Origin of the sequence: Paenibacillus sp. FSL P2-0173, assembly GCF_038008045.1 — a bacterium.
Taxonomy (GTDB): domain Bacteria; phylum Bacillota; class Bacilli; order Paenibacillales; family Paenibacillaceae; genus Paenibacillus; species Paenibacillus polymyxa_B.
Map to the genome: position 1 here is coordinate 1,592,655 of NZ_JBBOYK010000001.1, position 13,889 is coordinate 1,606,543.

Genomic DNA, 13,889 nt, shown 5'->3' on the forward strand with positions numbered 1-13,889 from the left:
TAGAAAATAAACCAGATGTCTGCTCTGTGCAGACATCTTTTTATAAAAAAACGCTCTCCTTCCTGCGACATGCTGTCGTCAAGATGAGTAGCGTTTTTTGTTTACCATTTGGATTACTTAGTTACATTTTTCAGAACATCGTCAATCATTTGACTGTTTGCAATTGTACCTGTATACAACCAGCTGGAATCCTTACCAAAATCGTATACGTGGCCTTCTTTAACGGCTGGAATTCCCGCCCATACAGGATCTTTTACAATATCTTCTTTACTCACGTTTTTGCTGTTCACGATAAAGATATAATCCGCATCCAGCTCGGCCAGCTTCTCCAGCGATAAATTACTCCAGTTCGCCTTAGCCGTTTTGGAAATCTCCTGTACGACTTGTGGAATCTTGAATCCCAAATCCTTATACAATACATCACCGCTGGATAGATTCTGGTTTACGACATACACATTTTTATCCGTTACCCATAATGCCGCCGCAGTTTTTTGTCCCACCGTCTGGCTCAGCTTGGCCTTAGCCTCTGCTGCTTTTTTGTCGTAGTTGCTCAATGCCTGCTTCGCTTCATTGCTCTTATTCAGCACCTCACCCACGGTCAGCAGCTCTTCACGCCAATCATTGTTCATATTAGTGCCTACCACGTAGGTTGGAGCAATTTTAGAGTATTGATTATATTTGTCGCCTTCCACCATGCTCGCACTGTCCATAATGATCAAATCAGGCTTGAAGTTCAGAACCGCCTCAAACGGAAGATCTGAAGCAATGGTAGGAACGTCCTTCAGTTCTTTTTGCAGGTAACCTTGAACTGAATTTTTGCCTACCGACCATTGGGCTACGGGTTTAACGCCTAGGGCCACTAGATGATCCTCCAGATAAGAAGCGATCACACGCTGAGGCTGAGCCGGAACCTTTACCTCATGTCCAAGTGCATCCTTCAACACCCTTTCCTGTGATGTTGGTTCCGCTGATGTATTATTGTTCCCTTGGGAAGCGCCATCGGTTGCCGCAGGACTGGATGTACCTGAGCACGCGCTGAGCAGCAGGGTAAAACTAAGCAATAAAATAAATGCCATGGAATGCTTTGCGTTTCTATTCATTCGTAAAATCCCTTCATCATGATTTTGATAATGATTATTATCCTCAATAACAGTATGCAGGGCGCCACTTGTCGAATCAATGGAACATTCGGACATGCTTAATGGATTATCCAGACTGGTATCTCTCACAAAAGCAGATGAATATAGGCTGTCCCGGTAATGAACCGGAGATACACCCGTATATTTTTTGAATGCCCGGCTAAAGAAATAAACATCCGGGTACCCCACACTGACAGCGATATCCTGTAAAGTCGCATCCGTCTTCCGCAAAAGCTCCTTAGCCTTGTCCATTCGCAGTTGAATTAAGTACATAATCGGGCTACAATCCGTTTGTTTTTTAAATAACCGAGTCAGATGTCTCGGACTGCATTCCAACAATCCGGCCAAACGTTCGAGCGTTATGGACTCCGCGTAATGATCCTGCATAAATCGAATCGCCTGTGTCACGATATCCCGCCCAGAAGTTCGAGCCTTCGGTTCTTGCAATTGCCGCATACATTCATATGCAAAATCATAGAACCGACCCTGAGCCTGAATCTTGGATAGCGCCTCATGATCCTGCCATGCGTACTCCAGTAGTTGCAGCTTTTGGTACAGTATAACCGGATAAGGCGGTACAAAACCATGAGCTATCGAAGGATGATTATACATCGTGTGTCCCGATAGAGAAGTCGCTTTATATAGTACAAGGATATATTCTATCCCGTATTGCGAGGGTTTCATATTCAGTTCAAAGCCTTTGCTGCCATGCAGTACGTACCCTGAATGTGGCGTATCCTTCCAATCACCATCCAAACGCACGCTACCCTGCAATACAAATACAAAAGCCTGCGCTGGAAGACGATACGGTTGAAGCAACGCTTCCGGCTCCAGTCGAATATGCCGGACATCCATGACACGGATCGACGAATGAAGCCATAGGGACAGCAGTTTGTTTAACTCATCAGCTTCATGTCCCTTGCTCATCCCGGTATGGGAACCTGCCTGCTTTTGTCGATCCTGCTTCACGTATCAAAGCCTCCGCTTCATAAATATCATACTTTTTTTCCACACCAACCTTATTATATATCATCTTTTACTGCGTCTACTATGAGACAAATATTCCTGCACGAAACAAGGTGAATATACCATTTCCATGGTACAATTTGTATAAATACAAGATTTAAAATACATAGGGGGTTTGACAGCATGAGCGGTCCCAACATTGCATTGAGTACAGGAGCTAATGCACCATTCGGTAAGGAAGATACGGTGCGGGTCACCATTACATGGAAGCATGCACCTGCCGAACTGGATGTTAGCTGTTTTATGGTAGGAGCAGACGGAAAGGTTTCCTCAGATGACTACTTCATTTTTTACAATCAACCCGCTGACCCGCACGGCCATGTACGGTTACAGCGTCCAAATGACAGAACCACTGAGTTTACTGTAGCGCTCCAGGAACTGGAACGAACCGGAGTGGAAAAATGTGTGTTTGCGGCCACACTGGACGGCCCGGGTACTTTTGCCGATGTGGTCGGCTGCTCACTTACTGCTCAAGGCAAGCAATCCCATATCACCTACAGTATCACCGAAGCCACCAAAGAAACGTCACTCGTATTCGCTGAAATATACCGCCATACGTCTGGCTTCAAGCTTCGCGCAGTTGGGCGTGGTTTCAATGGAGGACTAAAGCCGCTCGCCGAAGCTCATGGTGTCACCGTAGAAGAAACGGAATCGCCAGCAGCACCGTCAGCGGATAAAGCCGGCGTGAAGGAGCCTTCTCCTGTGAATGGAAGAATTAATCTGCTTAAACAGAAGGTACAAATTTCACTCCAAAAGAAGCAGATAGACCGTGAAAAAGCACGAGTAGCGGTTGTATTAGACGCTTCTGCTTCCATGGCGAAACTGTACTCTAAGGGAACCGTGCAAAAAGCCTTCGAACGTGTTCTGGCTGTATCGGCCTGCATGGATGACGATGGTGAAATGGATGTATGGTTTTTTGCGGACAAAGCCAAACGTGCTCCAAGCGTCACAGAGAGGAATTTCGAGAATTACGTAAAACGAAATTTCCCAGAAATCGGATACGGAAATATTGGATTTGGTAACAATGAGCCTGAAGTAATGCAGGATATTATTTTAAAATATACAAAAGAGGCACCCAATGAAACAATCCCGACCTACATTATCTTTTTCAGTGACGGTGGCGTATATGAAACGAAAAAAATATCAAAATTGCTGATCAAGTGCTCAGAAACTCCTATTTTCTGGCAATTTGTTGGTCTTGGTAATGCTGATTTTGGAGTCCTTCAAAAGTTGGATAATCTGCGTGGTCGCGTAGTGGATAATGCAGATTTCTTTGCCTTGGATGACATTGAGTCCGTGACAGACGCAGAATTGTACGACCGTCTGCTGAATGAGTTTCCTGGTTGGCTCAAGCAAGTGCGGGCTAAAGGAATATTGCGGAGCTAATCCTTCACCGCAATGCGATACTCCTACATGATCACTTAAATATCCGCCGAGCAGAACAATAAAGGCAGAATGACCGCAGATAGAGCAATCATCAGCGCCAGCATGCTGCCTCTGTTTTCCTCGGTTTTCTTCAGTTTGTCCTCTAGCGATTTCAATCTCCCTACCAGATCCTATTTATTTCATTTCCTAATTGGATATTTTCATGTAGTATAAGTCTAATTGAAGTAACCCTGTTTGGGCCATGCTGAAGCTATACACTATATGAAGGAGGATTTCATATTGAAATCAAATGAAGCAACTTTGCACAAAAAGCTGCTCCCACGGCACATTACCTTTATGGCTATGGGTGGAGTTATCGGAACGGGAATTTTTAAAGGAAGTACCGAAACGATTAGCTTGGCGGGACCTGGAGTTATTTTATCCTATGTCTTCGCAGGACTCTTGCTCTTAGTCGTTATGGGCGCAATTGCCGAGATGGCTACCGTCTATCCCAACATGAATATGAAGGATTTTATTCGCAAAGCTTTTGGAGAACGTCTGTCCTTTATTATCGGCTGGTTGTATTGCTTTATGTGGCTGGCCGTCTGTATCATTGAGGTCATTGCTGCGGGGAGCTTCCTGCAATATTGGTTGCCAGATGTTCCTCTATGGGTACTCAGTTTAGTGAGTGCGGCTTTCATTATTGTCGTCAACATGCTGAGTGTCGGCGGTTTTGGGGAGCTGGAATTTTGGCTTGCGGGTATTAAGATTGCCATGATTATTATCTTCATCGCCTTGGGTGGCTGTATACTGTTCGGGATTATTCCCACTGAAACTCCACCTTATCTAAGCAACTACGCGCAGCACGGCGGATTTCTACCTAATGGCTGGTTAGCTATCTTTTCAGCGCTGCTGGTCGTTACCTTTTCATACGGAGGGTCCGAGCTGATTGGACTGACGTTGACGGAGACAGAAAATCCAGAAAAGGTACTGCCTAGAGTGGTTAAAAGCTTTATTCTTCGCGTTGTTTTGTTCTATACGTTGCCCATTCTCATCATTTGTGGCTTGATTCCCTGGAACCAACTGGATGCGAATACCAGCCCGTTTGTACAGGTACTGTCTTCTGTAGGGCTTCAAGGCTCGGCTCATGTTATGAACTTTATTCTGATCACTGCTGTACTGTCTGCCGCCAATTCGGGAATTTACGGGGCTACACGTATGCTGCATTCGCTGGCTATCAATGGAGAAGGTCCCAAATCACTCGCCCGCTTATCTTCAAACGGGGTTCCGGTAAATAGTCTCAAATTGTGCGCTGTAGTCCTGATTGTCGGTTCCATGGTTGCTTATGTCGCTCAGGACGGGCTGTTCCGTATTTTGATGGCTGTACCTGGCTTCGTCGTGCTGCTCGTCTGGAGCTGCATTTGTCTGTCCCAATTGAAATTGCGCAAATCTTATCCAGTGGAGCCTACTTTCAAGATATGGGGATTCCCTTATGTAACGGCGGTTACAGTGGGATGCCTATGGGTCATTGCGTTTCTATTCTTGCTTGACCCGCAAAATCGCATTAGCATTAGCGTGTGCGTGGCTTTCATGGCATTTCTGGTCATCTGGTCTTTGGTGAAGTTCCGGAGAAAGCAGGCGTAAGTAGCACATGATTCAATCTTACCTGTTTCCTGTTTCGTATGCCTTTCTTGCGTTTCCTTTTGCTGCCTTATTGTTCACACTGCCTTTCCTAATCGTGCAATATCGCAGGCATGGCTATATTCACAAGGCTAGAGCATGGCTGCTTTACTTGATGCTGTTATACTTAATGAACGCCTTCTTTCTGGTCATACTCCCGCTTCCAGCATCGCGTCATAATGCTGCATTAGCCGGGGGAGCGTTGCAGTTGATGCCCTTGCAGTTCGTTCACGACATTATAAGAGAAACATCCGTCTCACCCGCCCATCCCTCCAGCTATGTTCATTTGCTGAAGGAGCGAGCTTTTCTGCAAGTCGTTTTTAACGTTGTGATGACCGTGCCTTTCGGTATGTTCTTACGTTATTATTTCCGTGCACGATGGGGATGGTGTCTGATTCTGTCCTTTATCCTCTCCCTCTTCTTTGAGGTGACGCAGCTGACAGGACTGTATGGATTTTTTGACCATGCGTATCGTGTGTTCGATGTAGACGATTTGATGGCTAATACATTAGGCGGTATGCTAGGCTTTCTATTAGGCGAATGGTTTTCACGCTTCCTGCCCCGCTTGGAACATCTGGACAAGCATGTGGACATGGCAACGAAGCGAGTGTCCTATACCCGACGGGGCGTAGCCATTTTCGTGGATTCTATCATTTGGACCGGGCTACTCGGCATCATGGAGTCCCTACATGTGCCTGCTGCCTTCTGGGTTTCCAGTGGGGTATACTTTATAGTGGTTCCTTACCTGACGAATGGACGAACTCCAGGAAAATGGCTGGTGCGTATTCATCTTACAGGGACAGGACAACGGATTTCCCTGTGGGGGCTCATCAAGCGTTACAGTCTCTTGTATTGGTTGTATTTTGGACTTAATTACGTACTGGGTGGGCCTGTCCTATGGTCTCAAGTGTCCCCTTGGCTAAGTGTTCTGATTAGCCTTTTGCTGTTAGTGATCAACGGATGGTTCTTTTTCCATCTGGTCATACGCCTATTTAAGAAAGCCCCGTTATTTTATGAGGAGCTTAGCCATACTTCACACCAAATTATATGGCCCAAGCACTATCATCATCCTCAAAATGACACCGCTGACTCGGCAGAAACGTCGGGAGCGAATACCGTGAAATGATAACTGAAAGACTGACAACGTGATAAGCACCCGCGATCTACGTTGCATCTAAGCAAATAAAAAAACAGGTGAAGCAAAGGATTTCCTTTGTCCGCCTGTTTTTTATTTTGCGCATAGATATTAGTTCGTTTCCCTTATTTCCACTGTGCAATTTGATCAATAGGCAATCGTGTGGACGGATGACCATCGTTGATACCTTTACCCATGGAAATGAGCATAACAGGGACATAACGATCTTTTTCCAGACCAAAGGCTTCAGCAATTTGATCCTTTTCAAAACCGCCAATAGCGTTAGTATCATAACCATGAGCGCGCGCTACCAGCATAAGCTGCATGGATACCAAACCACCGTCAATCAGGACTGTTTCTTTGTTCACAACTGGATCAAGCGCTGCAAAATGAGCTGCCACTTTTTCCTGTTGCATTTCTTTAATGTCTTTTGGCATATAGCCCAGTTCTACAGCTTCTCCGAAAATTTGTTCGAAATTATCAAAGTTATTCAAATCCCCAAATACAGCGATCACTGCCGAAGATGTTTCTACTTGACGTTGGTTGAAACGGGCCAATGGTGCCAGTGTAGCTTTACCTTCAGGGCTGTCAATGACGAGGAAACGCCAAGGTTGCAGGTTAATGGAAGATGGTGCGCGTGTAGCTTCTGTCAAAATCTCAGTCATTTCCTCACGGCTGATCTTCACGGACGGATCGTATACTTTTACAGAACGGCGTCCCAGGGCGATTTCTTTAAAATCATTCGTTTTTACAGTACTGGATGTGTTCGTATTATTCATTCCAATCTCTCCCACTATAAATTAATATTTTCTCATGTTTTCTCACTCGTTCTTCGGTTTTCAGCCATTGACATATCGAGCACTGGAGAAGTCATGTAAGGATGTCATTATTTTCCGGAAGAGCCGGTGGCAGGATAGAGGTTGAGACATTTTTCCCAATCTATGGATCGACTTCTATAATCGCACCTTGGATATCCACTCCTGACTCTTGATGGCTTACCCTCCCATATCACGCGGGGTCTTTGCCCTTATGGAAATGATTCCTGCGGCTGCTCCGTGCTTCCTTTGTCTCTGCTTATTCCTGTCCGATGAGAAACATGAATCCGGTTTTTCTTAAGCTGTCTTCTGTAACTGGGCCTCACGTACTGGCCCTAAAACGTCGTTTGCATCAATACCGAACTTGCTTGGTGCCGAGCGTGTGAAGAACGCGAATCAGCTTCCCGCACAACGCTACAATCGATTGCTTTTTCTTCAGTGGATTCTGGCTTCGTTTGGTAAAGTATTGGTGCAGTACCTTAAACTCCGCATTCTTCGCCACCATGAGCATCACGGCCCGAAACAGTAGCGCTCTTAGCCTTGCGCGTCCTCGTTTGGTTATACTGGATTTTCCTTTTTTCTTCCCCGAGCTGTTCTCTTTGAGATTCAGTCCGGCCAGCCGTATAATCTGCTGTCCATGCTCGTAACCCCTTAGATCCCCCACTTCCGCCAGGAACCCCGCCAAGGTGACCACAGCCACGCCTGGCACAGTGAGCATCTCTTTCGTTCCTGGGATTTAAGAGAGTAGACGTTCCACCTCGGCTAGAATCTCTTCGAGCTGTCTGGCGAACATGTCGTACTGTTCCAGAAGTGTTTTAATCTCTATTTTTGCTGCTGGAAGTCCTTCGGTCAGACCGATGGAACTTCTCGCCGTTTCCACCAGTTGCCGGGCTCGTTTCACGTCTTTCTTCCAGCGCTGGACGATGGCTTCTGCACCTAATTCTACGATCTCACCTGGCGTTGGAAACTCCTGCAAGGTATGCGCGAAGCTTTCCCTTCCCAGTCTTTAAATACCTGCGTGTACTCTGGAAAAAAGCGATCCTGCCAGTTCTGTACCCGTGCATACAGGAGGCGCTTTTTTTGTTCAAATCTCAAATTAATTCATTACAGAAATGGCTCCTTACCTTAAAATGAATGAACCCACTTCATCTTCTGACATTAGCGATCAGATAATAATTTTCCTCCCAAACCAATGTTTTCTTTTTCGCTTTCCTTAATCAAAACAATAAAAGCCGACTCGGGTACATTCATTATGGTTGAAGCTGATGTGGTAAGTTCAGTGACCAACGATCTTTTTTGTTCTTTATTTAATTTGCCTGCTTCAATAGTAATTACTGGCATGTAAATTCCTCCTTGTTTCCCCTATGGGTATAATGTAATTGGGGTCAGTCCATATCGGACATATGACCATTCATAACTTGCAGCATATCGGCTAGCTGGTGCCGCTGGGTCTCGTCGAAGCTCTGTAGCAGCTGAGCTACAAACTGCGAGCGCTCCTGCTTAAAGATGACAATGCGTGCACGCCCATAATCGGTCAGGCTTACCAAGGTAACCCTGTTGTCCTCTGGCTTCGTGCGTCGTGTGACCATCGCTATCGCTTCAAGCTGCTTCAAATGGCGCGTTACGGCTGCAGCGTCAATGCCAACCTCTTTTTGCAGCAGAGTTTGACTAATCTCCTCCACTTGATACAACTTGCACAATAGCTGCAATCTGGATGCGCTGACTCCTGCGCAACGCTCAAACTTGGAGCTAATCTGCTTGTTCAGCAACAACAGCATGTCAAAAATATACTCAGGCTCGGATGGTGTCTGGGTGATATCAATCTCTCCTCCCTTAAGCATATCGCTGGGCTTCGTGATCCGACCTTTGATCCATCAATTATTGATCTATCAAGTAATATACATCCTCTTTAAAATTAAATCAAGTCCCTGAGAAAAATAAAGTGCTCTTTGCAAATAAAAGCTGAGCGACTCGCACAAGAGCCGCTCAGCTTCAATTTAACTTTATTATGTTCCGTTGCTAAATAATCCCGTGTGACAACATTGCGTCGGCTACACGCACAAATCCTGCGATATTGGCTCCGACAACCAGATTGCCCGGCACGCCGTATTCCTTAGCCGCCTTCACGCTGTTAGCATAGATATTTTTCATAATATCATGCAGCTTGGCATCCACTTCCTCAAAGGTCCATGACAGGCGCATACTGTTTTGTGACATTTCGAGCGCCGAAACGGCTACTCCGCCTGCATTGGCTGCCTTGGCTGGTCCAAACAGAACTCCATTGCCCAAGAACACTTCAATGGCCTGTAGCGAGGATGGCATATTGGCACCTTCGCCTATAGCTTTTACGCCATTGCTTACCAGCAGCTGAGCTGCTTGCTCGTCAATTTCATTCTGTGTGGCGCATGGCAGTGCGATGTCGCATGGGATCGACCAGATCCCCGAACAGCCTTCTGTATAGATTGCGCCTGGACGCTCTTGAGTATACTCGCTAATCCGCAGACGGTTCACTTCTTTCAGCTGCTTCACCAGCTTCAGATCGATACCGTCTGGATCATAGATGTAGCCATTCGAGTCACTACATGCCACGACTGTAGCACCGAGCTGCTGTGCTTTTTCAATCGCATAAATGGATACGTTCCCCGAGCCCGACACGACGACGCGTTTTCCTTCAAAGGACGATCCCTGCGCCTGCAGCATCTCGTTTACAAAATAAACACAGCCATAGCCAGTCGCTTCCGTACGTGTGAGACTGCCTCCGTAATGAATCCCTTTACCCGTCAGGACGCCACCTTCATGTCCTCCGCGAATCCGCTTGTATTGTCCGAACATGTAACCGATCTCGCGGCCACCTACTCCAATATCCCCAGCCGGAACGTCGGCATCTGGACCAATATATTTATACAACTCAGTCATGAAGCTTTGTGTAAAACGCATCACTTCGTTATCTGATTTCCCTTTGGGATCAAAATCCGAGCCGCCTTTACCACCACCGATGGGAAGACCCGTCAATGCATTTTTGAAAATCTGCTCAAAACCCAAAAATTTGACGATTCCCAGATATACAGACGGATGGAAGCGAAGTCCACCTTTATAAGGCCCTATCGCACTGTTAAACTGCACACGGAAGCCACGGTTGACCTGTACAACCCCCGCATCATCCACCCAAGGTACACGGAAGGTAATGACTCGCTCCGGCTCCACTAGCCGTTCCAGAAGCCCCTGCTGCATATACTTAGGGTGCTTAGCCAATACCGGAATTAGCGAATCCAATATTTCCTTGACGGCCTGATGGAATTCATTCTCATGAGGATTGCGCGCGATAACCTTCTCAAAAACGGACTGCACATATTCGGCTGCTGCTTGTTGACTCTGCTCTGGACGGATCATGGTCATTATTTAATACACCCCTTTTATAATTAGCCCCTCTGTTAAATGACGGAACGACGTTATTCTGCACCTTCGAGAGTGGAACTTTATGTATTCATAAAATTTAGTTAACTATACATGATTTTTTATAATAATACATCTAATTCGCCTATAAAAAATTTTTGTATCCTTCATTAAATAACTCTATGAACCTCTCATTGTCTGTTAGTTTCCTAAAGCTAAATCCCTTGATTCACGGGCTTTTTTCACGATTTCTAAGGCCCTAACACCTTACCCTACATGGCATTATAATGTGAACAAATTGAAACTAAAACATACATTATGTCTGGAATATGGAAATAACAAAAAGAGGCTGCGCGCAAGGCGTAGCCTCTTTTCCCATTCTTTTACACATAAAAGGCTTCAAACTGACGCACAATTTCTGCCTCGTCATGCTCTACCACCTGCTGATGCTGCGATTTGGAGAACAATTGTTCAATTTGCGTTGGGAACTCCTGCTTGATGTCCACCAGACGGATGGCTTCATCAAATTTGGCCGGATGCGCTGTCGCAAAGGTCACACATACTTCGTCCGCGCCATTATACGCCTCATACGCAGCAATACCGCATGCCGTATGGGGGTCCAGCAAATAATCGTATTCGGCCTTGTATTTCTTGATCAGCTCCAAACACTGCTCATTCGAAGCGCCGAGCGCTTCAAAATCCTTCTGTACCCGTTTCAAATCCTCTGCACTGATCACAATCCGTCCCTCGGTTTTGAGGTTATTCATGTATTCAGATACCTTGGCTGCATCTTCTCCAAGGAAGTAATACAGGTATCTTTCGAAATTGCTCGCCACCTGAATGTCCATCGAAGGACTGTATGTGCTTTTGAAGTCACCTGGCTTGTATTCACCTGTCTTCACGAAGCGCTCCAAAATATTATTTTCATTGGTTGCAATGATCAGCTTATGGATCGGCAGGCCCATTTTCTTGGCAAGAAAACCGGAAAAAATATTGCCGAAGTTGCCAGATGGCACACTGATATTGATTTTTTTCGTACCCGCTGACTCCTGCGCCCGGAAATAAGCATAGAAGTAATATACGGTTTGCGCCAAAATGCGCACAAAGTTAATCGAGTTAATCGCCCGCAAATGATGTTTAGCTTTGAAATCCAGATCGGCAAACAGGTCCTTAATGACCTTCTGACAATCGTCAAAGTTCCCTTTTACGGACAGATTCAATACATTTTCATCGTCTACCGTCGTCATTTGCAGCTCTTGTACCTTGCTCACCTTTTGGTGTGGGTGCAAAATACAGATTTTAATGCCTTCCTTGCCACGCACGCCCTGAATCGCTGCCGCCCCAGTATCGCCCGAGGTTGCACCCAAAATGTGAATGATCTCATTCTGCTTTTTGGACACATAGGAATAAAACTCACCCATAAATTGCAGCGCCACATCCTTGAACGCAAACGTAGGCCCGTGGAACAGCTCCAAAATAGACAGGGAATCGTTGATCTTCTTCACTGGCGTGACTTCCGGGTGACGGAAGCTCGCATAACTGCGCTCGACCAGCTGCTCCAAATCTTCACGAGGAATCTCATCATTGATATACAGCGCAAAAACTTCCAGCAGCAGCTCTCTGTAGCTCAATGTAGCCCACTGCTCCAGCGTAGCTGCCGACACGGTCGGAATCTGCTCCGGTACCATCAGACCTCCATCGTCAGCTAACCCCATGAGCACGGTATCAATAAATCCCTTGGCTTCTACTCGACCTCTAGTGCTTATATATCTCATATACATCCCCCAATAAAAATTCAATTCGAACCTTTTTTCGAATATATTATTGTCTATAATACCCTGTCGCGGTGCTGTAACCAAGCCTTTTTTTCATATTTCAAAGACTTTCTCCTACTTTACCATACCCTGATGCATCAAGCATCTGTAATCACTAGGCAATCGGAACGTCAGAAACAGGCCGTGAGTCTGAAAAAAGAAGGCTGCTCCAGTCATCAGGAACCTGAAATCGAGAGTGCAGCCAGCTTGAGCGAAGGGGATGTGCAGCTTCCCGTAAAACGTAAATCGTTGCCAACTTCCTCTACCTGCTGCAGCACATCAAAGAAGTTGCCCGATACGGTGATCTGATTGACTGCTCTGACCACTTGCCCCTGCTCAATCCAGTATCCCAGACAAGCCAGCGAAAAATTACCGGACGCCGTATTCGTACCCGCATGCAGCCCCTGCAGCTCTACGATCATCAGCCCGCGATCCGTCTCGCGAATCATGTCCTCCAACGTAGACGTGCCTGGTTCCACATACAGATTATGATACGATACACCGATTTTACCGTTATAGCTTCCCTTGGAAGCATTAGAGGTACTTTCCACCCCAGCCTTGCGGGCTGTCTTGCGGTTATGGAAATACGTCCGTAGTTCTCCGTCCTTGATGATCTCATTACGATGCGTTGCGCTGCCTTCGGCATCAAACGTACTGCCTGCGGGAACGTTCTCCATCAGCGGATCATCAATCAGCGTAATGCGCTCGCTTGCCACCTTTTGCCCCAGTTTCCCAGCTAATCGCGAAAAGCCTTTATCCACCGACTCCGCTGAAAATACCGACGTATACGCAGCCAGCAATTGCGCTGCTGCATCATGACGGAAAATGACCGGATAGTTATCCGATTGGATCGTGTGCGCACCCAGCTTGGAAACAGCCTCTTTTACGGCTTTACGCGCCACATCCACAATATCGATTTCCTCCACGCTCCGCAGGGAATAATCATGCCAACCCCCGGTAACGGTCTCGTCATGATCTGCTGCAATCACATACACATAAGCGCTCGCCAGACTTTTGCGACGATGGCAGTGCAGTCCTTTTGTATTTACTATCAGAACCTCATTTTCACGAATGCTGACCGAGCAATGCCGAGCCATCACAATCCGCGGATCTGCGGCAAGCGCTGTGCGCTCCATTTCTAGCGCCGCTTCAATCAGAATCTCAGGAGCGGTGTCGGCCAACGCTGAGGCAAAGGCAGGCTGCTCAGGATAACTCTTAGAGCCTGCGAACAGCTCATCCTGTTCCTCGCTCTCCAATATGTCCGCATTGCTGCGTGCTTCATCCAATAAAAAGTCGATCACGTCGGGTTCCAGCTTCTCCGTAGAGGCATAGCCCATTTTCCCGTTAATGACACCCCGGAAGGAAAGCCCACCGGTTTCGACGATGGTATATTGGTCAATTTCTCCCTTCAGCACCTTTACCGAGGTAGAACGTCCATTTACATAGTAGATTTCCATATCCGCGTAGCCCATTTCTCGGCCTTTGGCGAACAACGCTTCCTGAAATTGCTGAATATTCATCG

10 protein-coding genes and 1 pseudogene are annotated in these 13,889 nt (G+C 46.5%); 3 read left to right on the plus strand and 8 right to left on the minus strand.

The window, feature by feature from the left end:
- Positions 1-113: 113 nt before the first annotated feature.
- Positions 114-2,108: an AraC family transcriptional regulator gene (locus MKX30_RS07030; protein WP_081326428.1), complete on the minus strand. Its 1,995-nt coding sequence runs from the start codon at positions 2,106-2,108 to the stop codon at positions 114-116.
- 180 nt (positions 2,109-2,288) lie between these two features.
- Between MKX30_RS07030 and MKX30_RS07035 the strand changes: the two genes are divergently transcribed.
- The 3 genes from MKX30_RS07035 (at position 2,289) to MKX30_RS07045 (ending at position 6,336) form a co-directional block, all read left to right on the plus strand.
- Positions 2,289-3,551, plus strand: a complete 1,263-nt coding sequence (locus tag MKX30_RS07035; protein ID WP_341062653.1) for a VWA domain-containing protein — start codon at positions 2,289-2,291, stop codon at positions 3,549-3,551.
- A 279-nt stretch (positions 3,552-3,830) separates the two neighbouring features.
- Positions 3,831-5,174 carry an amino acid permease gene (locus MKX30_RS07040; protein ID WP_028542243.1) on the plus strand — a complete coding sequence of 448 codons (1,344 nt, stop codon included), beginning with the start codon at positions 3,831-3,833 and terminating at the stop codon, positions 5,172-5,174.
- A gap of 7 nt (positions 5,175-5,181) precedes the next feature.
- Entirely contained in the window at positions 5,182-6,336 is a 1,155-nt protein-coding gene (locus MKX30_RS07045) for a VanZ family protein (RefSeq protein WP_023989744.1), read from the plus strand.
- A 134-nt stretch (positions 6,337-6,470) separates the two neighbouring features.
- Here the strand turns inward: MKX30_RS07045 and MKX30_RS07050 are convergent, their stop codons facing one another.
- The 7 genes and pseudogenes from MKX30_RS07050 to MKX30_RS07080 all read right to left on the minus strand — a co-directional run bounded on the left by MKX30_RS07050 (position 6,471) and on the right by MKX30_RS07080 (position 13,887).
- Positions 6,471-7,124, minus strand: a complete 654-nt coding sequence (locus tag MKX30_RS07050; RefSeq protein ID WP_023989745.1) for a nitroreductase family protein — start codon at positions 7,122-7,124, stop codon at positions 6,471-6,473.
- 333 nt (positions 7,125-7,457) lie between these two features.
- Positions 7,458-8,219 (minus strand): annotated as a pseudogene (locus tag MKX30_RS07055) (transposase); the annotation flags it as partial.
- Positions 8,220-8,318: 99 nt separating this feature from the next.
- The gene (gene dmpI, locus MKX30_RS07060) at positions 8,319-8,501 is read right to left on the minus strand and encodes a 4-oxalocrotonate tautomerase DmpI (protein WP_023989746.1); all 183 of its coding nucleotides are present in this window, start codon (positions 8,499-8,501) and stop codon (positions 8,319-8,321) included.
- A gap of 44 nt (positions 8,502-8,545) precedes the next feature.
- On the minus strand, positions 8,546-8,938 hold the full coding sequence (locus MKX30_RS07065) for a MarR family winged helix-turn-helix transcriptional regulator (RefSeq protein WP_023989747.1): 393 nt from the start codon (positions 8,936-8,938) through the stop codon (positions 8,546-8,548).
- A 241-nt stretch (positions 8,939-9,179) separates the two neighbouring features.
- Positions 9,180-10,556 carry an NADP-specific glutamate dehydrogenase gene (gdhA, locus tag MKX30_RS07070; RefSeq protein WP_023989748.1) on the minus strand — a complete coding sequence of 459 codons (1,377 nt, stop codon included), beginning with the start codon at positions 10,554-10,556 and terminating at the stop codon, positions 9,180-9,182.
- Between the two features lie 380 nt (positions 10,557-10,936).
- On the minus strand, positions 10,937-12,328 hold the full coding sequence (gene thrC / locus MKX30_RS07075; RefSeq protein ID WP_341062655.1) for a threonine synthase: 1,392 nt from the start codon (positions 12,326-12,328) through the stop codon (positions 10,937-10,939).
- Between the two features lie 215 nt (positions 12,329-12,543).
- Positions 12,544-13,887 (minus strand): TldD/PmbA family protein, encoded by a 1,344-nt coding sequence (locus MKX30_RS07080; RefSeq protein ID WP_341062657.1) that lies wholly within the window; start codon positions 13,885-13,887, stop codon positions 12,544-12,546.
- Between the last annotated feature and the right edge of the window lie 2 nt (positions 13,888-13,889).

Bases quoted from the DNA above. Each gene is read 5' to 3' on its own strand.
- MKX30_RS07035 (WP_341062653.1), top strand. From the start codon at position 2,289: ATGAGCGGTCCCAACATTGCATTGAGTACAGGAGCTAATGCACCATTC.
- MKX30_RS07045 (WP_023989744.1), top strand. From the start codon at position 5,182: ATGATTCAATCTTACCTGTTTCCTGTTTCGTATGCCTTTCTTGCGTTT.
- MKX30_RS07050 (WP_023989745.1), bottom strand. From the start codon at position 7,124: ATGAATAATACGAACACATCCAGTACTGTAAAAACGAATGATTTTAAA.
- dmpI (WP_023989746.1), bottom strand. From the start codon at position 8,501: ATGCCAGTAATTACTATTGAAGCAGGCAAATTAAATAAAGAACAAAAA.
- MKX30_RS07065 (WP_023989747.1), bottom strand. From the start codon at position 8,938: ATGCTGTTGTTGCTGAACAAGCAGATTAGCTCCAAGTTTGAGCGTTGC.
- gdhA (WP_023989748.1), bottom strand. From the start codon at position 10,556: ATGACCATGATCCGTCCAGAGCAGAGTCAACAAGCAGCAGCCGAATAT.
- thrC (WP_341062655.1), bottom strand. From the start codon at position 12,328: ATGAGATATATAAGCACTAGAGGTCGAGTAGAAGCCAAGGGATTTATT.
- MKX30_RS07080 (WP_341062657.1), bottom strand. From the start codon at position 13,887: ATGAATATTCAGCAATTTCAGGAAGCGTTGTTCGCCAAAGGCCGAGAA.